The 19,944-nt window shown below is 58.9% G+C and carries 16 protein-coding genes; 3 read left to right on the top strand and 13 right to left on the bottom strand.

Features of this window, described 5'->3' with window-relative positions; translation table 11 throughout:
- Position 1 precedes the first annotated feature (1 nt).
- The 12 genes from nuoC to OC605_RS00025 form a co-directional block, all read right to left on the bottom strand.
- Complete coding sequence (gene nuoC, locus OC605_RS00080) at positions 2 to 1,786, bottom strand: NADH-quinone oxidoreductase subunit C/D (protein ID WP_016775279.1); 1,785 nt, start codon at positions 1,784 to 1,786, stop codon at positions 2 to 4.
- Positions 1,787 to 1,855: 69 nt separating this feature from the next.
- Complete coding sequence (locus tag OC605_RS00075) at positions 1,856 to 2,530, bottom strand: NuoB/complex I 20 kDa subunit family protein (RefSeq protein WP_016775278.1); 675 nt, start codon at positions 2,528 to 2,530, stop codon at positions 1,856 to 1,858.
- A gap of 10 nt (positions 2,531 to 2,540) precedes the next feature.
- Positions 2,541 to 2,954 (bottom strand): NADH-quinone oxidoreductase subunit A, encoded by a 414-nt coding sequence (locus OC605_RS00070; RefSeq protein ID WP_003223812.1) that lies wholly within the window; start codon positions 2,952 to 2,954, stop codon positions 2,541 to 2,543.
- Positions 2,955 to 3,600: 646 nt separating this feature from the next.
- On the bottom strand, positions 3,601 to 4,926 hold the full coding sequence (gene aceA, locus OC605_RS00065) for an isocitrate lyase (protein ID WP_262135983.1): 1,326 nt from the start codon (positions 4,924 to 4,926) through the stop codon (positions 3,601 to 3,603).
- 475 nt (positions 4,927 to 5,401) lie between these two features.
- On the bottom strand, positions 5,402 to 6,163 hold the full coding sequence (locus OC605_RS00060) for a secretin N-terminal domain-containing protein (RefSeq protein ID WP_206421887.1): 762 nt from the start codon (positions 6,161 to 6,163) through the stop codon (positions 5,402 to 5,404).
- Between the two features lie 299 nt (positions 6,164 to 6,462).
- Complete coding sequence (locus OC605_RS00055) at positions 6,463 to 6,888, bottom strand: GNAT family N-acetyltransferase (RefSeq protein ID WP_125927406.1); 426 nt, start codon at positions 6,886 to 6,888, stop codon at positions 6,463 to 6,465.
- Positions 6,881 to 8,050: a cupin domain-containing protein gene (locus OC605_RS00050; RefSeq protein ID WP_262135981.1), complete on the bottom strand. Its 1,170-nt coding sequence runs from the start codon at positions 8,048 to 8,050 to the stop codon at positions 6,881 to 6,883. Before OC605_RS00050 ends, OC605_RS00055 begins: the two co-directional genes overlap by 8 nt.
- 86 nt (positions 8,051 to 8,136) lie before the next feature.
- A complete protein-coding gene (gene purB / locus OC605_RS00045; RefSeq protein WP_003223822.1) occupies positions 8,137 to 9,507 on the bottom strand; it encodes an adenylosuccinate lyase in 1,371 nt (456 codons plus the stop codon).
- A 126-nt stretch (positions 9,508 to 9,633) separates the two neighbouring features.
- Positions 9,634 to 10,257, bottom strand: a complete 624-nt coding sequence (gene hflD, locus OC605_RS00040) for a high frequency lysogenization protein HflD (protein ID WP_039763308.1) — start codon at positions 10,255 to 10,257, stop codon at positions 9,634 to 9,636.
- Entirely contained in the window at positions 10,254 to 11,378 is a 1,125-nt protein-coding gene (gene mnmA / locus OC605_RS00035; protein ID WP_071172900.1) for a tRNA 2-thiouridine(34) synthase MnmA, read from the bottom strand. Before mnmA ends, hflD begins: the two co-directional genes overlap by 4 nt.
- Before the next feature lie 59 nt (positions 11,379 to 11,437).
- Positions 11,438 to 11,884 (bottom strand): NUDIX hydrolase, encoded by a 447-nt coding sequence (locus tag OC605_RS00030; RefSeq protein WP_016775271.1) that lies wholly within the window; start codon positions 11,882 to 11,884, stop codon positions 11,438 to 11,440.
- 220 nt (positions 11,885 to 12,104) lie between these two features.
- Positions 12,105 to 14,330, bottom strand: coding sequence for an NADP-dependent isocitrate dehydrogenase (locus tag OC605_RS00025; protein ID WP_130900628.1), 2,226 nt, complete (start codon positions 14,328 to 14,330; stop codon positions 12,105 to 12,107).
- A gap of 481 nt (positions 14,331 to 14,811) precedes the next feature.
- Here OC605_RS00025 and icd point away from each other — a divergent pair, with 481 nt between their 5' ends.
- Positions 14,812 to 16,068, top strand: coding sequence for an NADP-dependent isocitrate dehydrogenase (icd, locus tag OC605_RS00020; protein ID WP_024013414.1), 1,257 nt, complete (start codon positions 14,812 to 14,814; stop codon positions 16,066 to 16,068).
- Positions 16,069 to 16,140: 72 nt separating this feature from the next.
- On the opposite strand, the gene cspD is transcribed toward icd, so the two are convergent.
- On the bottom strand, positions 16,141 to 16,428 hold the full coding sequence (gene cspD, locus OC605_RS00015) for a cold shock domain-containing protein CspD (protein WP_262135980.1): 288 nt from the start codon (positions 16,426 to 16,428) through the stop codon (positions 16,141 to 16,143).
- Between the two features lie 224 nt (positions 16,429 to 16,652).
- On the opposite strand from cspD, the gene clpS reads away from it, so the two are divergent.
- The gene (clpS, locus tag OC605_RS00010) at positions 16,653 to 17,036 is read left to right on the top strand and encodes an ATP-dependent Clp protease adapter ClpS (RefSeq protein ID WP_011334948.1); all 384 of its coding nucleotides are present in this window, start codon (positions 16,653 to 16,655) and stop codon (positions 17,034 to 17,036) included.
- Positions 17,037 to 17,066: 30 nt separating this feature from the next.
- Positions 17,067 to 19,337: an ATP-dependent Clp protease ATP-binding subunit ClpA gene (gene clpA, locus OC605_RS00005; protein ID WP_016775266.1), complete on the top strand. Its 2,271-nt coding sequence runs from the start codon at positions 17,067 to 17,069 to the stop codon at positions 19,335 to 19,337.
- The last annotated feature ends 607 nt before the right edge of the window (positions 19,338 to 19,944 follow it).

Raw genomic sequence — 19,944 nt, 5'->3', positions numbered from 1 at the left:
CTTAGCGGTCCACGTCGGCCATAACGAAGTCGATACTACCCAGGTACGCAATCAAGTCCGCGACCATGCTGCCTTTGATCACCGAAGGGATCTGCTGCAGGTGCGGGAAGCTCGGGGTGCGAATCCGGGTACGGTAGCTCATGGTGCCGCCGTCGCTCGTCAGGTAATAACTGTTGATGCCCTTGGTCGCTTCGATCATCTGGAAGGATTCGTTGGCCGGCATGACCGGGCCCCACGAAACCTGCAGGAAGTGCGTGATCAGGGTTTCGATGTGCTGCAGCGTGCGCTCTTTCGGCGGCGGCGTGGTCAGCGGGTGATCCGCCTTGTACGGGCCTTCCGGCATGTTGCGCATGCACTGGTCGATGATCTTGATGCTCTGGCGCATCTCTTCAACGCGGACCATGCAGCGGTCGTAGGCATCGCCGTTGACGGCCAGCGGCACTTCGAATTCGAAGTTCTCGTAGCCCGAGTACGGACGCGCTTTACGCAGGTCGAAATCGCAACCGGTCGAGCGCAGGCCGGCACCGGTGACGCCCCATTCCAGGGCTTCTTTGGTGTTGTAGGCGGCAACGCCGATGGTACGACCCTTGAGGATGCTGTTCTGCAAGGCAGCCTTGGTGTATTCGTCCAGACGCTTGGGCATCCACTCGACGAAGTCCTTGACCAGTTTTTCCCAGCCGCGCGGCAGGTCGTGGGCGACGCCGCCGATGCGGTACCAGGCCGGGTGCAGACGGAAACCGGTAATCGCCTCGATCACCGTGTACGCCTTCTGGCGGTCGGTGAAGGTGAAGAACACCGGGGTCATGGCGCCGACGTCCTGGATGTAGGTACCGAGGAACAGCAGGTGACTGGTGATCCGGAAGAACTCGGCCATCATGATGCGGATGACGTCGACCTTCTGCGGCACTTTGATGCCGGCGAGCTTCTCGACCGAGAGCACGTACGGCAGGTTGTTCATCACGCCGCCGAGGTAGTCGATGCGGTCAGTGTACGGAATGTAGCTGTGCCAGGACTGGCGCTCGCCCATCTTCTCGGCGCCACGGTGGTGGTAACCGATGTCCGGGACGCAATCGACGATCTCTTCGCCGTCCAGCTGCAGGATGATGCGGAACGCACCGTGCGCCGAAGGGTGGTTCGGGCCGAGGTTGAGGAACATGTAGTCCTCGTTGGCACCGGAACGCTTCATGCCCCAGTCTTCCGGACGAAAGCGCGCGGCCTCCTCTTCCAGCTGCTGCTTGGCGAGGTTGAGGCTGTACGGATCGAATTCGGTGGCGCGCGCCGGGAAGTCCTTGCGCAGCGGGTGACCTTCCCAGGTCGGCGGCATCATGATGCGCGACAGGTGCGGGTGGCCTTTGAAGTCGATGCCGAACATGTCCCAGACTTCGCGCTCGTACCAGTTGGCGTTCGGCCAGATGCTGGTGACGGAAGGCATGCTGAGGTCGCCTTCGGACAAGGCCACCTTGATCATCACGTCACTATTACGCTCCAGCGACATGAGGTGATAGAACACGGTGAAATCGGCGCCGGTCGGCAGCCCTTGACGCTTGGTGCGCAGACGCTCGTCCACGCCGTGCAGGTCATAGAGCATGACGTACGGCTTGGGCAGGTTGCGCAGGAAAGTCAGGACTTCAACCAGTCTGGCACGGGCCACCCACAGCACCGGCATGCCGGTGCGGGTTGCCTGCGCGGTGAACGCTTCGGCGCCAAAACGGTTGTTCAGTTCGACGACCACATCCTGGTCGTCTGCCTTGTAAGGCGGGATGTACAGAGCACTGCCTGTAGTCATGGTTATTTTTTCGCTTTCGGTCAACGTAAAGAATGAAGCCAGCTTCTCGTTACTTGGAACAGAACTGGATCAGACTTCGTCAGGGCTGCGCAGATTGGTGACTGCGATTCGCTGTTCGCGGCGCTGTTCCTTCTGTGATGGCATGTCGGCGCGATACACGCCTTGATCACCAACGACCCAGGAAAGCGGACGACGCTCCTGTCCAATCGATTCCTGCAACAGCATCAAGCCTTGCAGAAATGCTTCCGGACGGGGCGGGCAGCCAGGTACGTAGACGTCCACGGGCAGGAACTTGTCCACCCCTTGAACCACGGAGTAGATGTCGTACATGCCGCCGGAGTTGGCGCACGAACCCATGGAGATAACCCATTTCGGCTCGAGCATTTGCTCGTAGAGACGCTGGATGATCGGCGCCATCTTGATGAAGCAGGTACCGGCGATAACCATGAAGTCGGCCTGACGCGGCGAGGCCCGGATCACTTCGGCGCCAAAGCGCGCGATGTCGTGGGGCGCCGTGAAGGCGGTGGTCATTTCCACGTAGCAGCACGACAGGCCGAAGTTGTACGGCCACAGGGAGTTCTTACGTCCCCAGTTGACCGCGCCACTCAGCACGTCTTCCAGCTTGCCCATGAAAATGTTTTTGTGGACTTGATCTTCTAACGGATCGGCAACGGTTTCCCGCTGGCCAATCGGATACTGCTCGTTAGGAGCATCGGGGTCGATCCTGGTGAGATTGTATTGCATTGCCAAAGCCTCATTGTTTCAGCTTCGCCTGCCGCTTGCGACGAGCTTCCGGAGCCCAGTCAAGGGCGCCCACTCGGAACAGGTAGACAAGACCTGCCAACAGAATTGCTATGAAAACGAGAGCTTCGACGAATCCGGTCCAGCCGCTTTCGCGGACGGACACAGACCATGCAAAGAGAAAGAGGGCTTCGATATCGAAGATCACGAAGAGCATCGCGACCAGATAGAATTTGGCTGAGAGCCGCAAGCGGGCGCCACCGGTAGGTAGCATGCCCGACTCGAACGGTTCGTTTTTGCTGCGACCCCAGGCTTTTGACCCGAGGAGGCTGGAGACGCCAAGCATGAAGGCACACAGGCCAACGACACCCAGAAGGAAAATGGCAAAGCCCCAGTTGTGGGCCATGAGTCCTGTCGCTTCGGGCATGCTGGTAATCCTTAACAGAGAGCAAAGGTCTCTGAGCTTGATAAAGAAATAAGGCAGTGACGATATGTCGCAGCAATCAATCGGGCTGATTTTATGGCTAAACACCCGGCAAGTAAAATTCCAAAGGCGAAATTATTTACCGGATTAAGGACATAGCGTCTCCTGAAGGCGCTGCGGCCCATGCGTTGCGGGCATTAGGCGGGTTTCCATCAATTATGTTTTGTAGAGTTTGTAACGAACATAGTTGCGGCTAAATGATAATTGATATCGTTTGGCGCGGTTTTGTAACTGTTTAACGAGTGAGTGGCTGGGAAGTTGTCTTACTTGCGCGTTACTGCAAGTAGCGAAGCCTACCGTTTTAACGGAAATTTCTGACGCTTGTAGCGCTTCAGATCAATGTTTCGTCTCGCGGCTGACGGTAGCCCTGTGGGAGCGAGCCTGCTCGCGAAAGCGGTGGATCAGCCTCCAAATGTGCAAGCTGACTTATCGCCTTCGCGAGCAGGCTCGCTCCCACAGGGGATTTGTAGTGTCTTTGAGATTCCAACAGGCAAAAAAACGCCCCGATCCAGTCGGGGCGTCAGTCTTGCGGCTCTGCGGTTAGCTTTTTATTCGATCCGCAAAGGCCGTTTGCTCACGTGAAGCCGAATCAGTGGAACTGTTCTTCTTCGGTCGAACCGGTCAGCGCGGTCACCGAGGACGAGCCGCCCTGGATCACGGTGGTCATGTCGTCGAAGTAGCCAGTGCCCACTTCCTGCTGGTGCGCAACGAAGGTGTAGCCCTTGGCGGCGTCAGCGAATTCCTGCTCTTGCAGCTTCACGTAGGCAGTCATGTCGTTGCGGGCGTAGTCGTGCGCCAGGTTGAACATGCTGTGCCACATGTTGTGAATGCCGGCCAGGGTGATGAACTGGTGCTTGTAGCCCATGGCGGACAGTTCGCGCTGGAACTTGGCGATGGTCGCGTCGTCCAGGTTCTTCTTCCAGTTGAAGGAAGGCGAGCAGTTGTACGACAGCAGCTGGTCCGGGTATTCCTTTTTGATCGCTTCAGCGAAGCGACGGGCTTCTTCCAGATCCGGTTTGGCGGTTTCGCACCAGATCAGATCGGCGTACGGCGCGTAAGCCAGGCCACGGGCGATCGCTTGATCCAGGCCGGCACGTACCTTGTAGAAACCTTCCTGAGTACGCTCGCCGGTCACGAATGGCTGATCGTACGGGTCGCAGTCGGAAGTCAGCAGGTCAGCCGCGTTGGCGTCGGTGCGGGCCAGGATGATGGTCGGCGTGCCGGCAACGTCAGCGGCCAGACGGGCAGCGGTCAGCTTCTGTACAGCTTCCTGGGTCGGCACCAGAACCTTGCCGCCCATGTGGCCGCATTTCTTCACCGAAGCCAGTTGGTCTTCGAAGTGAACGCCGGCGGCGCCTGCTTCGATCATGCTCTTCATCAGCTCGTAGGCATTGAGTACGCCGCCGAAACCGGCTTCAGCGTCGGCCACGATTGGCGCGAAGTAGTCGATGTAGCCTTCATCGCCCGGGTTCTTGCCGGCTTTCCACTGGATCTGGTCGGCACGACGGAACGAGTTGTTGATGCGCTTGACCACGGTTGGCACCGAGTCCACCGGGTACAGCGACTGGTCCGGGTACATGGATTCTGCGGAGTTGTTGTCCGCAGCCACCTGCCAGCCGGACAGGTAGATCGCCTGGATACCGGCCTTGACCTGCTGAACAGCCTGGCCGCCAGTCAGGGCGCCCATGCAGTTGACGAAATCTTTCTCTGGACGGAAGGACGGCTTGGCACTCTGGGTGACCAGATTCCACAGCTTCTCGGCGCCCATCTTCGCGAAGGTGTGCTCTGGCTGAACCGAGCCACGCAGGCGGACCACGTCGGCAGCGGAGTAAGTGCGAGTCACGCCTTTCCAGCGCGGGTTCTCGGCCCAGTCTTTTTCGAGGGCTGCAATTTGCTGTTCGCGTGTCAGTGCCATGGAGATAAACCTCGTCGCGTCTTTTATGAAAAGTTGTTCTGCGGTGGAAAATTCCTGCGCTCGCTGACCAGAAGCTTAGGTGGTCAAGTCGGATTCGGCGGGGTAGGCGACGGGATGAACGATGGGCTCGAGGGGAAGTGAGCAGGTAGTGGCGGACTGCGGGGCGCATGCGGGCGTCGTGGGCCTTTATACGGACAACAGCGTGAAGCCGGGTTACCTAAATACGCTTCCGTCCCTCGGGACAACTTCGTTCCAGTCGGCAACCTCGTCAAACACACCTTGTGGGCGGTACAGACACGAAACGGCTCGCGGGGTAGGTGCGAGCGGCGCTTCGAAGGCCCTTGCCAGGGCCTCTGATTAGCGGGAGCGAGGCCATCATGCCTTCGCTTTTTTTTCGCGTCAAACGTTTTGTAGTGCTTTTTTTCAAGCACTACATCTTTCGTCTAATACGACTAATCAGTCAGTTTTCGGTGCTTTAGTCCAGCGTGTCGACTTTCACCCGCAAGGTCATGTCATCCCGGCCTTGAGTCGAGTAGCTGCGGGTCAGGCCCTGTTTATCGGCCTGAGTCTGGCTGTTGACGCCCGCCAGAGTGATCCACTCACCGAGGCGCCCGGTGACGGTTGTGTCGGTGCTTTGCACGGTCACTACATCGGGACGTTCCTGGCTCATGCGGTCACGGTTGGTACTGATCGCCAGATGAACGGTCTCGCCGGTGACGCTGGCGGTGACGTAGAAACCCTGGGTGACGTTGCGGTATTGAGTCTCGCTGCTGTAACCGCCGTAGGAATCGCTCTGGGTGTTGGTGATCGGCACGCTCTGGCCGACCTGGATCAGCGCCGGAGTGCCTTCGCTGGTCTGCACTTGCTGAACGCCGCCGTTGCGGCTGGTAGTGCTGCGGCTGATGATCCGGGTCTGGCTCGGCTGGGCGCCATTGACCGCATAACCTTCGTCGCCACGGCCGTTGTTTTCGTTGGTGTCGACGGTGATCAGCAAGCGCTTCGGTGCGGTATCGAGTTGCGCCAGCAGATCCTTCAACTCCTGAATCTTGCCCGGCTCGGCTTTGACAATCAGTTGGTTGCCGTAAGCGCTGACCTGACCGTCCTGGCCGATGAAATCCTGCGCCACTGGCAACATGTCAGCGCTGGTGTGGTATTTGAGGGGGACGATTTCTGTGGCTGCCAGCACCGAAAAACTGCAGCCGAGCAGCAGGGTGGTGAGCAGGGTGCGTAGGGACATGTCCGTTATCTCCGCGTTCGAAAGGCTTGATATTGCCAGTTTGTCGGCCCGGAATGGGGCAAGTTGAATCGTAGACAGCAAAACGCCCCGGCATCGGTGGATGGCGGGGCGTTTAGTGGTGTTCTCAAGGCCACTGTGGCGAGGGGATTTATCCCCGCTCGGCTGCACAGCAGTCGCCGACCCAGCGCGCTCGATTTAACTGACTCACCGAATTTTCTGGATTTGGGGCTGCTTCGCAGCCCAGCGGGGATAAATCCCCTCACCACAGGTAACTACAGGTGTCTCGGAATCGCTTTCAATCAGGCCGAATGCCGAACCATGTCGACATGCGGAATCCCGGCCTCAAGAAACTCTTCGCTGACCAGGCTGAAACCCAGGCGCTCGTAGAACGCCGTGGCTTGCACCTGAGCGCTGAGCTTCTGCTGCTTCAAACCGCGTGCTTCAGCTTCGGTGATGACCGCTTGCATCAGCGCATCACCGACCTTCATTCCGCGCCAGTCTTTGAGTACTGAAACGCGGCCGATGTGGCCGTCGGGCAACAGCCGCGCAGTGCCGATCGGGAAGTCGCCTTCGAACGCCAGAAAATGCACGGCGGTCGCGTCATCGGCGTCCCACTCAAGCTCGGGTGGCACCGATTGTTCGGCGATGAACACCGTTTCACGAATGCGCCGGATCTCGGCGATATCCTTCTGCCAGTCTGCGACACGAACGCGAATTTTATTCATCGGCGAACCCCAGGCTTCCTTGCTTGACCAGTTCGCAGAGCAGGCTGCGGCCGTCTTCGTCGCTCAGCCACTCGCCGAGGTTATCGGCGTGCAGGGCGTCAGCGGCGCAGATCAGCTTCAGCAGCTCGCGCAGCTTGCCCGGCAGGTAGCGGCTCTGGCCACTGGCGAACAGCAGGAGATCGTCGTCGACTTCCGACCAGGCCAGGCGCGCGCTCGGGTTGCGGATCAGCACGGCGCCATCCTGCAGGGCGGCGAGGAAGTCTTCTTCTTCGACGTCTTCCGGGCCGACCACCAGTTCCGGGTAGCGCGGCTCGGTCATGTACTGGCCGAACCAGGTCAGCAGCAGACGCTCGTCGCTCATGTGCTCGGCGAGCAGGCTTTTCAGGCGATCCAGCGCATCGTGTTGAATCTGGTGCGGATCGACCGCCGGCTTGGCGTCGGCATCGGTGTAGCGCTCTTCGTCGGTCAGGAACTGGCTGAGGAAGTCGGTGAAGTGGGTCAGCACTTCAGCGGCGCTTGGCGCGCGGAAGCCGACCGAGTAGGTCATGCAGTTGTCGACCGCGACGCCGCAATGGGCCAGGCGCGGCGGCAGGTAGAGCATGTCGCCCGGTTCCAGCACCCATTCTTCGGTTTCGTGGAATTCAGCGAGGATGCGCAGGTCGGCGTGTTGCAGCAGCGGGCTCTCGGAATCGCACATCTGGCCGATTTTCCAGTTGCGCTTGCCATGGCCCTGCAGCAGGAACACATCGTAGTTGTCGAAATGCGGGCCGACGCTGCCACCCGGGGCGGCGAAGCTGATCATCACGTCGTCGACGCGCCAGCTCGGCAGGAAGCGGAAGTTTTCCAGCAGTTCGCTGACGTCCGGCACGAACTGGTCAACCGCCTGCACCAGCAGCGTCCACTCTTTCTCTGGCAATTTGCTGAACTCGTCTTCGGCGAACGGGCCGCGACGCAATTCCCATGGACGCTCGCCGTGCTCGATGACCAGGCGCGATTCGACTTCTTCTTCCAGGGCCAGGCCGGCCAGTTCGTCGGCGTCGATCGGGCTTTCGAAGTCAGGAATCGCCTGACGGATCAGCAGCGGTTTTTTCTGCCAGTAGTCACGCAGGAATTCGCGTGCTGTGAGGCCGCCCAGAAGTTGAAGAGGAATATCGGAATTCATATGTAACCTATTGAAAAAAAGCACTTTTCAGACGGGAATAAAAACGCCCGGCGCGGCCGGGCGTCTCAAGCGGGGCAAACGGTCGATCAGATGCGTTTGGCTTGTGCCACTGCGTTGCCGATGTAGTTGGCCGGAGTCAGTTGCTTGAGCTCGGCTTTGGCTTCGGCTGGCATGTCCAGGCCATCGATGAAAGTCTGCAGCGCTTCAGGGCTGATGCCCTTGCCACGGGTCAGTTCTTTCAGCTTTTCGTACGGGTTTTCGATGTTGTAGCGACGCATCACGGTCTGGATAGGCTCGGCCAGTACTTCCCAGCAAGCGTCGAGGTCGGCGGCAATCTTCTGCTCGTTGAGCTCGAGTTTGCTGATGCCTTTGAGGCTGGCTTCGTAAGCGATCACGCTGTGGGCGAAGCCGACACCGAGGTTGCGCAGGACGGTGGAGTCGGTCAGGTCGCGCTGCCAGCGGGAAATCGGCAGCTTGCTCGCCAGGTGCTGGAACAGTGCGTTGGCGATGCCCAGGTTGCCTTCGGAATTTTCGAAGTCGATCGGGTTGACCTTGTGCGGCATGGTCGACGAACCGATTTCGCCAGCGATGGTGCGCTGCTTGAAATAACCCAGGGAAATGTAGCCCCAGATGTCGCGGTCGAAGTCGATCAGGATGGTGTTGAAGCGCGCAATGGCGTCGAACAGCTCGGCGATGTAGTCGTGCGGTTCGATCTGCGTGGTGTACGGGTTGAAGCCCAGGCCCAGTTCGTCTTCGATGAAGGCGCGGGCATTGGCTTCCCAGTCGATCTGCGGGTAGGCCGACAGGTGCGCGTTGTAGTTGCCGACGGCGCCGTTGATCTTGCCCAGCAGCGGTACGGCAGCGACCTGAGCGATCTGACGCTCGAGACGGTAAACCACGTTCGCCAGCTCTTTACCCAGTGTGGTCGGCGAAGCCGGCTGGCCGTGGGTGCGCGACAGCATCGGCACGTCGGCGAAACGGATCGCCAGTTCGCGGATGGCATTGGCAGTCTGGCGCATCAGCGGCAGCATCACGTCGTCACGGCCTTCGCGCAGCATCAGGGCGTGGGACAGGTTGTTGATGTCTTCACTGGTGCAGGCAAAGTGAATGAATTCGCTGACCTTGGCCAGCTCCGGCAGCTTGGCCGCCTGCTCTTTGAGCAGGTATTCGATCGCTTTGACGTCGTGGTTGGTGGTGCGCTCGATCTCTTTGACGCGCTCGGCGTGCTCCAGCGAGAAGTTTTCAGCCAGTTCGTTGAGAACGGCGTTGGCCTCGGCGGAGAAGGCTGGCACTTCAGGGATGCCAGCGTGGGCGGCCAGGCGCTGGAGCCAGCGCACTTCAACCAGAACGCGGGCACGGATCAGGCCGTACTCGCTGAAAATCGGGCGCAGGGCCTGGGTTTTGCCGGCGTAGCGGCCGTCAACAGGGGAAACCGCAGTGAGCGAAGAGAGCTGCATGGGGTGTTCTCGGACAGTCGGGCAACGAAATGGGGCGCGTATCATACATGAAAAAATCCGCCGGTCCGTCGCCAACTGACCGGCGTATTACGCGTTACAGACTACAAAGCCTTCATGACGCGGCGTTTACTCGCTGCGCATCAACGGATAAAGCTCTTTAAGCAACTTGCGGCGGCTGATCACCAACTGCCAGCGATGACCACCGAGCTGACGCCACAGGCGCGCCGAACGGATACCCGCGAGGAGCAGGGCGCGGATTTTCGAGGCGTTGCTCGGCTGCTGCAGGTTGCGCATGTCGCCGTGCACCTGAATACGCTGGCGCAGGGTGCTCAACGTGTCCTGGTACAACGCACCGCAAGCGGCGACGACGTTTTCGTGGGCGGGGCCAAAATGCTCCACCTGTGACTGAATCTGCGGCAGGCGTTTGGCAATCGTCTCAAGCATGTCGTCACGCTTGGCCAGTTGCCGCTCCAGACCTAGCATCGACAGGGCATAGCGCAATGGTTCGCGCTGCAAGGTGCTCGGATCGCGCTCAAGGGCGCCAATCAGCGCGCGATAACCCTCGCGCAGATTGATGTCGTCGCCGCCGTACACGTCCAGTGTATCTTTTGGGTCGCGGACCAGCAGGCTGCCGAGCATGCAGCTCAGGCCCGCTTCGTTGGTCTGGCCGGTCTTGGCGATGCGATCGACCAGCACGGCGGCGAGAAACACACCGCCCAGCGCTGTCAGTTGCTCCTGAGTCGGGCTCATGCCTGGCCGCTCCACGGCTCGGCCACTTCGATCACGCCGCCGCCGAGGCAGATTTCACCGTCATAGAAAACCACCGACTGGCCCGGCGTCACCGCACGTTGCGGTTCGTCGAACACGGCGCGATAGCCGCTGGCGGTTTTTTCCAGGGTGCAGGCCTGATCGCTCTGGCGATAGCGCACTTTCGCCGTCAGGCGCAGCGGCTGGCTCAGATCGATCGGATTGACCCAGTAGATTTCCGAAGCGAGCAGGGCGCTGGAGAACAGCCATGGATGGTTGTTGCCCTGACCGACGATCAGCTCGTTGGTCTGCAGATCCTTGCGCAGCACGTACCACGGCTCATCGCCGGCATCCTTCAAGCCGCCGATGCCGAGGCCCTGGCGCTGGCCGATGGTATGGTACATCAAGCCGTGGTGACGGCCGATGACTTCGCCTTCGGTGGTCTTGATCTCACCCGGTTGTGCCGGCAGGTACTGCTTGAGGAAATCGCTGAAACGGCGCTCGCCGATGAAGCAGATCCCGGTGGAATCCTTCTTCTTGGCGGTGGCCAGTTCGTATTTCTCGGCAATCGCGCGGACTTCAGGCTTTTCCAGTTCGCCGACCGGGAACAGGGTCTTGGCGATCTGTTCGCCACCAACGGCGTGCAGGAAATAGCTCTGATCCTTGTTCGGATCGAGGCCCTTGAGCAGTTCGGTGCGGCCATCGATGTCGCGGCGGCGCACGTAGTGACCAGTGGCGATCAGGTCGGCGCCGAGCATCATCGCGTAGTCGAGAAACGCTTTGAACTTGATCTCGCGGTTGCACAGGATGTCCGGGTTCGGCGTGCGCCCCGCCTTGTATTCGGCGAGGAAGTGTTCGAACACGTTGTCCCAGTACTCGGCGGCAAAGTTGGCGGTGTGCAGCTTGATGCCGATCTTGTCGCAGACAGCCTGAGCATCCGCCAGGTCGTCCATGGCGGTGCAGTATTCCGTTCCGTCGTCTTCTTCCCAGTTCTTCATGAACAGGCCTTCCACTTCATAACCCTGCTCGATCAGCAGAAGGGCAGAAACGGAAGAGTCCACGCCGCCGGACATGCCGACAATGACGCGCTTCTTGGATGTGTCAGAAGGGGCTGGATCACGCATAGGGATTCAATGAGTGTCTTGGAAAAGGGCGCGATTCTATCAGGCTCACGGCCGCAAGGCTAAAGAGAAGGGCGGATCAGTTCGAGGCTGAAGTGATGACCGGCCAGATAATCGTCGATGCAACGGATGATCAGTTCACTGCGCCAGTTGTCGCGCTGGGCGATTAATTCGTCGCGGGTCAGCCACTTGGCGCCGACAATGCCGTCGTCGAGTTGGTAATCCGGGTGATGCTGCACGGCTTTGGCGCTGAAGCATATGCGCTGGTAAGTCACGCCGTTGCTCGGTGCGGTATACAGATAAATGCCGATCACGCCGGTGGGTTCGACGTCCCAGCCGGTTTCTTCGAGGGTTTCGCGAATCGCCGCGTCGATCAGGGTTTCATCCGGGTCGAGATGACCGGCGGGCTGGTTGAGCACATTGCGCCCGCCCTTGTGCTCTTCGACCATCAGGAAGCGGCCGTTGTCCTCGACGATGGTGGCGACGGTGATGTGGGGGAGCCATTCCATAAAACCTTCCTCAATCTATTGGTTAAACCCCAATCCCTGTGGGAGCTGGCTTGTCGGAACGCCGCATCGCAGCGATAGCGGTGGTCCAGTCACCATCCATGCTGGATGATAAACCGCCATCGCTGGCAAGCCAGCTCCCACAAAGTTTTGTGGTGATCATAAAACCCGGAAACACAAACCCCGGCACAAGGCCGGGGTTTGTGATGTTCCCATTACAACCTTAAACCAGCGCAGCAATCGCCGCGTTGAAGGTTGCGCTTGGGCGCATGGCCTTGCTGATCAACTCGGCGTCGGCGTGGTAGTAACCGCCGATGTCGACTGGCTTGCCCTGCACGGCGTTGAGCTCGGCAACGATGGTCGCTTCGTTCTCGGTCAGGGTTTTGGCCAGAGTCGCGAACTGCGCTTGCAGTGCAGCGTCTTCAGTCTGGGCGGCCAGGGCCTGAGCCCAGTACATCGCCAGGTAGAAGTGGCTGCCGCGGTTGTCGATGTTGCCGACTTTGCGCGATGGCGACTTGTTGTTGTCGAGGAACTGACCGGTGGCCTGGTCCAGGGTTTTCGACAGCACCAGTGCTTTCGGGTTGTTGTAGTTCACACCCAGGTGCTCAAGGGAAGCGGCGAGGGCAAGGAACTCACCCAGCGAATCCCAGCGCAGGAAGTTTTCTTCAACCAGTTGCTGCACGTGCTTCGGCGCCGAACCGCCGGCGCCGGTTTCGAACAGACCACCGCCATTCATCAGCGGTACGATCGACAGCATCTTGGCGCTGGTGCCCAGTTCCATGATCGGGAACAGGTCGGTCAGGTAGTCGCGCAGTACGTTGCCGGTCACCGAAATGGTGTCCTTGCCTTCGCGGGTGCGCTGCAGGGTGTACTTCATCGCGTCGACCGGCGCCATGATCTGGATGTCCAGACCGCTGGTGTCGTGATCCTTCAGGTAGGCCTGAACCTTCTCGATCACCACGCCATCGTGAGCGCGCATCGGGTCGAGCCAGAAGATCGCCGGCGTGCTGCTCGCGCGAGCACGGTTGACGGCCAGTTTGACCCAGTCCTGGATCGGCGCGTCTTTGGTCTGGCACATGCGGAAGATGTCGCCGGCTTCGACAGCCTGTTCCATCAGCAGCTTGCCTTTGCTGTCGGTGACGCGAACAACGCCGTCAGCCTTGATCTGGAAGGTCTTGTCGTGGGAGCCGTACTCTTCGGCTTTTTTCGCCATCAGGCCGACGTTCGGCACGCTGCCCATGGTGGTCGGATCGAAAGCGCCGTTGGCTTTGCAATCTTCGATCACAGCCTGGTAGATGGTCGCGTAGCAACGATCCGGGATTACAGCCTTGGTGTCGTGCAGTTGGCCGTCGGTGCCCCACATCTTGCCGGAGTCACGGATCATCGCTGGCATCGAGGCGTCAACGATGACGTCGCTCGGCACGTGCAGGTTGGTAATGCCTTTGTCGGAGTTGACCATCGCCAGCGACGGACGAACGGCGTAGACCGCTGCGATATCGGCTTCGATCTGGGCTTGCTGCTCGGCCGGCAGGGCCTTGATGCGTGCGTACAGATCGCCGATGCCGTTGTTCAGGTTGAAGCCGATCTGGTTCAGCACTTCGGCGTGCTTGGTCAGTGCGTCTTTATAGAACTCGGCAACGATCTGGCCGAACATGATCGGGTCGGAGACCTTCATCATGGTCGCTTTCAGGTGAACCGAGAGCAGCACGCCCTGGGCCTTGGCGCTTTCGATCTCGGCAGCGATGAACGCACGCAAGGCGTTTTTGCTCATCACGGCGCAGTCGAGGATCTCGCCAGCCTGAACGGTGGTTTTTTCTTTCAGAACGGTGGCAGCACCGTCCTTGGCGATCAGTTCGATCTTCACAGCGTCAGCGGCGTCGATCAGGACAGCTTTTTCGCTGCCGTAGAAATCGCCGGTGCTCATGTGCGCGACGTGAGACTTGGAGTCCTTGGCCCAGGCGCCCATTTTGTGCGGGTGCTTGCGCGCGTAGTTCTTCACCGACAGCGGAGCGCGACGGTCGGAGTTGCCTTCACGCAGAACCGGGTTCACGGCGCTGCCCTTGACCTTGTCGTAACGCGCCTTGGCGTCTTTGTCGGCGTCGCTGGTCACGGTTTCCGGGTAGTCCGGCAGGTTGTAGCCCTGCGCCTGCAGCTCTTTGATCGCGGCTTGCAGCTGTGGCACCGAAGCACTGATGTTCGGCAGCTTGATGATGTTGGCTTCAGGCGTAACGGCCAGGTCGCCCAGTTCGGCGAGGTGGTCGGCTACGGCTTTGTCGCCCAGTTGCTCGGGGAAGCTTGCCAGGATGCGCGCTGCAAGAGAGATATCGCGGGTTTCCACGGCGATATCGGCCGAGGCGGTGTAAGCCTCGATGATCGGCAGCAGGGAATAGGTGGCGAGGGCAGGAGCTTCGTCGGTGAAGGTATAGATGATCTTCGAGCGGGTGGGCATATTCGGATTAACTCTCTCTTCTTTGCTAAAGCGTGCGCAGAAACTCGAGGGGCGCCGGGTAAGCGCGTTCGTTCAAAGTCATCCATGAACCGAATGTCGAGATTCTTCGCGGTGATGTTGGGTGCATCAGTAGAGCGTCAAGCAGTCAGGCTGCGGTAACAACCCGACCAATCAGGCGGAAAGTCTCGTGCTAGAGAGGCCAGCCGTCGTGACCCTGTGGTCAGCGGGCGGCATTATACATAGGTAGCTGGCAATCTGCCGATGGTTCATATGCAACGATTCTCGTCCATTGGTCTAAAGGTCGCAGGGCGCGACCGGGCAAAGACTCGTTACGAATGCTGGAGTTTGGCGCTTTTCCCTTTGCTTTCAGGCTTGTAGGAAACGAGATGTGCGCGGCGCAGGAACATAGGGCTTGCGTGTTGATTCAACTGGGTTACGCTCGAAGCAAGCCAGGTGTTCAATCCAAACAATGGAGTTCAGCATGGGTTACAAGAAGATTCAGGTTCCAGCCGTCGGTGACAAAATCACTGTCAATGCAGACCATTCTCTCAATGTTCCTGATAACCCGATCATCCCCTTCATCGAAGGTGACGGTATTGGTGTCGACATCAGTCCGGTGATGATCAAGGTTGTCGATGCTGCTGTTGAAAAGGCCTACGGCGGCAAGCGCAAGATTTCCTGGATGGAAGTCTACGCCGGCGAAAAGGCCACTCAGGTTTATGATCAGGACACCTGGCTGCCGCAGGAAACCCTCGACGCGGTCAAGGATTACGTGGTCTCCATCAAAGGCCCGCTGACCACTCCGGTCGGTGGCGGTATCCGCTCGCTGAACGTGGCCCTGCGTCAGCAACTCGACCTGTACGTCTGCCTGCGCCCGGTGCGCTGGTTCGAAGGCGTGCCAAGCCCGGTGAAAAAGCCTGGCGATGTCGACATGACCATCTTCCGCGAGAACTCCGAAGACATCTACGCCGGTATCGAATGGAAGGCCGGTTCGCCGGAAGCCACCAAGGTCATCAAATTCCTTAAAGAAGAAATGGGCGTCACCAAGATCCGTTTCGACGAAAACTGCGGCATCGGCGTCAAGCCGGTCTCCCGCGAAGGCACCAAGCGTCTGGCGCGCAAGGCTCTGCAATATGTGGTCGACAATGACCGCGACTCGCTGACCATCGTGCACAAAGGCAACATCATGAAGTTCACCGAAGGTGCCTTCAAGGAATGGGCCTACGAAGTAGCGGCTGAAGAGTTCGGCGCGACCCTGCTCGACGGCGGTCCGTGGATGCAGTTCAAGAATCCGAAAACCGGCAAGAATGTTGTGGTCAAGGACGCCATCGCCGACGCCATGCTCCAGCAGATCCTGCTGCGCCCGGCCGAATACGATGTGATCGCTACGCTTAACCTCAACGGTGATTACCTGTCCGACGCGCTGGCGGCGGAAGTGGGTGGTATCGGTATTGCGCCGGGTGCCAACCTGTCCGACACCGTGGCGATGTTCGAAGCGACCCACGGTACCGCGCCGAAGTATGCCGGCAAGGACCAGGTCAACCCGGGGTCGCTGATTCTCTCGGCCGAGATGATGTTGCGTCATATGGGCTGGACCGAAGCGGCGGACCTGATCATCAAGGGCACCAACGGTGCGATCGGCGCCAAGACTGTTACTTATGATTTCGAGCGCTTGATGGATGGCGCGAAGCTGGTGTCGTCTTCCGGGTTCGGGGATGCGTTGATTTCGCATATGTAAAACTCGGACAACCAAAAAACCGCCTGGATTTTCAGGCGGTTTTTTTGTGGCTGATGTTCAGGTGGAAATTAGTCAGCTCATCGCTTTGGCCGTGGCAGCGGCGGCCGCAGCGGCGGCGCCGACTGCACCGCCGAAAGCCGGGTCGGGCGCTGCAATGACGACGTTGTGAATTTCGATTGCATGCAGGCCCTTTGGCCCTTGGATGATGTCGAATTTCACGGCTTGCCCGGCCTTAAGGGTCTTATATCCATCCATCTTGATCGCCGTGTAATGCGCAAACAGGTCTTCCGACTTGCCATCCTCAATGATGAAGCCGTACCCCTTGGCATTGTTGAACCATTTCACCTTGCCGACAGCCATGCTCAAATCCCTCTGCAACAGACTCCATCGCTGGAGTATCATCCACGACATCCGCAATCGAATTCGATAAAAGAATTGACTCCGCGGATCTTTTTTACCCACTGTGGGCTCTATTGGTTGTAACACCGTTTTCCCGATAGTCAAGGTGACCGGGCAGTCGTAGTTGAAAACGTGTGCAACCGCCCCCACCACTGTATTCGCACAACTGACGAACCTTTTTTTCCATGCATGCAATCAGCCAGATTCGACTAACATTCAATCAGGATCGCCCGCTTCTCCAAAAGGATCTTCCACAGGAGCACGACGACGATTCGGCAGGCGTTGCTGTTCAGGAAGCAAAGCCCGCGTTACAGGCGCCGCCGATGTACAAGGTGGTTTTGTTCAACGATGACTACACACCGATGGATTTCGTCGTCGAAGTGCTCGAGGTGTTTTTTAACCTGAATCGCGAGCTGGCGACCAAGGTCATGCTGGCCGTCCATACAGAAGGACGGGCAGTATGTGGAGTGTTTACCCGCGACATCGCCGAGACAAAGGCCATGCAGGTCAACCAGTACGCCAGGGAAAGCCAGCATCCGCTACTCTGTGAAATCGAGAAGGACGGTTAATCGCCGACCACTTGGGTATGAGGTGAAGCTATGTTAAACCGCGAGCTCGAAGTCACTCTCAATCTTGCCTTCAAGGAGGCTCGTTCGAAGCGTCATGAATTCATGACCGTCGAACATCTCCTGCTGGCCCTATTGGATAATGAGGCTGCCGCCACCGTTTTGCGTGCCTGCGGCGCAAACCTCGACAAACTCAAGCATGATCTGCAGGAGTTCATCGACTCCACCACGCCATTGATCCCCGTGCATGATGAGGATCGCGAAACCCAGCCAACCCTGGGCTTCCAGCGTGTCCTGCAGCGTGCTGTTTTTCACGTACAGAGCTCGGGCAAACGCGAAGTGACCGGCGCCAACGTGCTGGTCGCCATCTTCAGTGAGCAAGAGAGTCAGGCCGTGTTCCTGCTGAAACAGCAGAGCGTTGCGCGCATCGATGTCGTCAACTACATCGCCCACGGCATTTCGAAAGTACCGGGGCACGGCGATCACTCTGAAGGTGAACAAGATATGCAGGACGACGAGGGCGGTGAGTCTTCTTCTTCAGGCAATCCTCTGGATGCTTATGCCAGCAACCTCAACGAACTCGCGCGCCAGGGTCGCATCGATCCGCTGGTCGGCCGTGAATCGGAAGTCGAGCGTGTCGCGCAGATTCTCGCGCGCCGGCGTAAGAACAATCCGCTGCTGGTCGGTGAAGCAGGCGTGGGTAAAACCGCGATTGCCGAAGGCCTGGCCAAGCGCATCGTCGACAATCAGGTGCCGGATCTGCTGGCCAATGCGGTTGTTTATTCGCTCGATCTTGGCGCTCTGCTCGCGGGCACCAAGTATCGCGGTGATTTCGAGAAGCGCTTCAAGGCGCTGCTCAATGAGCTGAAAAAGCGTCCGCAGGCGATTCTGTTTATCGACGAGATCCACACCATCATTGGTGCTGGCGCTGCGTCCGGTGGCGTGATGGATGCGTCCAACCTGCTCAAGCCGCTGTTGTCGTCTGGTGATATTCGCTGCATCGGTTCGACCACATTCCAGGAATTTCGCGGCATCTTCGAGAAGGATCGTGCCTTGGCGCGTCGCTTCCAGAAGGTCGATGTCGTCGAGCCATCGGTGGAAGACACCATCGGTATCCTGCGTGGTCTGAAAGGGCGTTTCGAGCAGCATCACAATATCGAATACAGTGATGAGTCGTTGCGTGCCGCTGCCGAGCTGGCGTCGCGCTACATCAATGACCGGCACATGCCGGACAAGGCCATTGACGTGATCGATGAGGCGGGCGCCTACCAGCGTCTGCAACCAGTGGAGATGCGCGTCAAGCGTATCGAAGTGCCGCAGGTCGAGGACATCGTCGCGAAAATCGCGCGGATTCCGCCGAAGCACGTCACCAGTTCCGACAAGGAGCTGCTGCGTAACCTGGAGCGTGACCTGAAGCTGACGGTGTTTGGTCAGGACGCGGCGATCGATTCGCTGTCAACTGCGATCAAACTGTCCCGCGCCGGCCTCAAATCGCCGGACAAGCCAGTCGGTTCGTTCCTGTTTGCCGGGCCTACCGGTGTCGGTAAAACCGAGGCCGCGCGACAACTCGCCAAGGCCCTGGGCATTGAGCTGGTGCGTTTCGACATGTCCGAGTACATGGAGCGTCACACCGTATCGCGTCTGATCGGTGCGCCTCCTGGCTATGTCGGTTTCGATCAGGGCGGTCTGTTGACCGAAGCCATTACCAAGCAGCCACATTGCGTATTGCTGCTCGACGAAATCGAGAAGGCGCATCCGGAAGTCTTCAACCTGCTGTTGCAGGTCATGGATCACGGTACGCTGACCGATAACAACGGGCGCAAGGCGGACTTCCGCAACGTGATCGTGATCATGACCACCAACGCTGGTGCCGAAACGGCCGCGCGGGCTTCGATCGGTTTCACCCATCAGGACCACTCGTCCGATGCGATGGAAGTGATCAAGAAGAGCTTCACACCGGAATTCCGTAACCGTCTGGACACCATTATCCAGTTTGGTCGCCTCAGTCATGAGGTCATCAAGAGCGTGGTGGACAAGTTCCTCACCGAGCTTCAGGCGCAGCTGGAAGACAAGCGTGTGTTGCTTGAGGTTACCGATGCGGCGCGCAGCTGGCTGGCAGCGGGTGGTTACGACTCGGCGATGGGCGCACGTCCGATGGCGCGTCTGATCCAGGACAAGATCAAGCGTCCGTTGGCGGAGGAGATTCTGTTTGGCGAACTGGCCGAGCATGGCGGTGTGGTGCACATCGACATCAAGGATGGTGAGTTGACGTTCGACTTCGAAACTACGGCAGAGATGGCCTGACGGCTCGATGTGGATTGGAAAGGCGCCTTCGGGCGCCTTTTTGTTGTCCGGTGTTTTTGGGCTTTGGGTGTATATCCGTTGCTGCGGTGATGGCTGCTTAGGGTTTCGCCCTTACGGCGACTCACTTTTTTTACAAGCGCCCGGAATGCCGGCCCAGTAAAAAAATAAGCAAAAAAACGCTTGCTCCTGCGTTCGGCCCTCGCAGGCTCGGGTTCCTTCGCTGCGGGATCAATCCCTTCACTCAGCCTCCCGACGTCGCCGGTGGGTCAAGATCAAGAGCACTCGAGCTAACGCTCATTGTTGAGTGGTTAGAAGCGGGTGGTTGGCTTTGGAATTGCGGTGGTTTCGCCCCTCACCCCAGCCCTCTCCCCCTGGAGAGGGAGCCGATCTTTGTGCTTTTCAAAATGTCCGTTCGACTCGGTATTTCACTTCGGCGTAACTATCGCATCCACCGCGATCAGTCCCCTCTCCCTCCGGGAGTGTATGTACCGGAGACATGGTGGACAGGTGTTCGGAGACATGGTGGACACATTTTAATAGACACATTGCTCATCGCGAAGGAGATGGCCTGTGTCTTGGCAAGAGGTGTCCACCGTGCAGCTTCGTT

This window comes from Pseudomonas sp. Marseille-Q5117 (genome assembly GCF_946901175.1).
GTDB lineage: Bacteria > Pseudomonadota > Gammaproteobacteria > Pseudomonadales > Pseudomonadaceae > Aquipseudomonas > Aquipseudomonas iranensis.
Note: the sequence above shows the minus strand (reverse complement) of the source record. Positions and strands in the feature narration are given on the sequence as shown.

Coding starts and splice junctions, on each gene's coding strand:
- nuoC (WP_016775279.1), bottom strand. CDS start 1,786: ATGACTACAGGCAGTGCTCTGTACATCCCGCCTTACAAGGCAGACGAC.
- OC605_RS00075 (WP_016775278.1), bottom strand. CDS start 2,530: ATGCAATACAATCTCACCAGGATCGACCCCGATGCTCCTAACGAGCAG.
- OC605_RS00070 (WP_003223812.1), bottom strand. CDS start 2,954: ATGCCCGAAGCGACAGGACTCATGGCCCACAACTGGGGCTTTGCCATT.
- aceA (WP_262135983.1), bottom strand. CDS start 4,926: ATGGCACTGACACGCGAACAGCAAATTGCAGCCCTCGAAAAAGACTGG.
- OC605_RS00060 (WP_206421887.1), bottom strand. CDS start 6,163: ATGTCCCTACGCACCCTGCTCACCACCCTGCTGCTCGGCTGCAGTTTT.
- OC605_RS00055 (WP_125927406.1), bottom strand. CDS start 6,888: ATGAATAAAATTCGCGTTCGTGTCGCAGACTGGCAGAAGGATATCGCC.
- OC605_RS00050 (WP_262135981.1), bottom strand. CDS start 8,050: ATGAATTCCGATATTCCTCTTCAACTTCTGGGCGGCCTCACAGCACGC.
- purB (WP_003223822.1), bottom strand. CDS start 9,507: ATGCAGCTCTCTTCGCTCACTGCGGTTTCCCCTGTTGACGGCCGCTAC.
- hflD (WP_039763308.1), bottom strand. CDS start 10,257: ATGAGCCCGACTCAGGAGCAACTGACAGCGCTGGGCGGTGTGTTTCTC.
- mnmA (WP_071172900.1), bottom strand. CDS start 11,378: ATGCGTGATCCAGCCCCTTCTGACACATCCAAGAAGCGCGTCATTGTC.
- OC605_RS00030 (WP_016775271.1), bottom strand. CDS start 11,884: ATGGAATGGCTCCCCCACATCACCGTCGCCACCATCGTCGAGGACAAC.
- OC605_RS00025 (WP_130900628.1), bottom strand. CDS start 14,330: ATGCCCACCCGCTCGAAGATCATCTATACCTTCACCGACGAAGCTCCT.
- icd (WP_024013414.1), top strand. CDS start 14,812: ATGGGTTACAAGAAGATTCAGGTTCCAGCCGTCGGTGACAAAATCACT.
- cspD (WP_262135980.1), bottom strand. CDS start 16,428: ATGGCTGTCGGCAAGGTGAAATGGTTCAACAATGCCAAGGGGTACGGC.
- clpS (WP_011334948.1), top strand. CDS start 16,653: ATGCATGCAATCAGCCAGATTCGACTAACATTCAATCAGGATCGCCCG.
- clpA (WP_016775266.1), top strand. CDS start 17,067: ATGTTAAACCGCGAGCTCGAAGTCACTCTCAATCTTGCCTTCAAGGAG.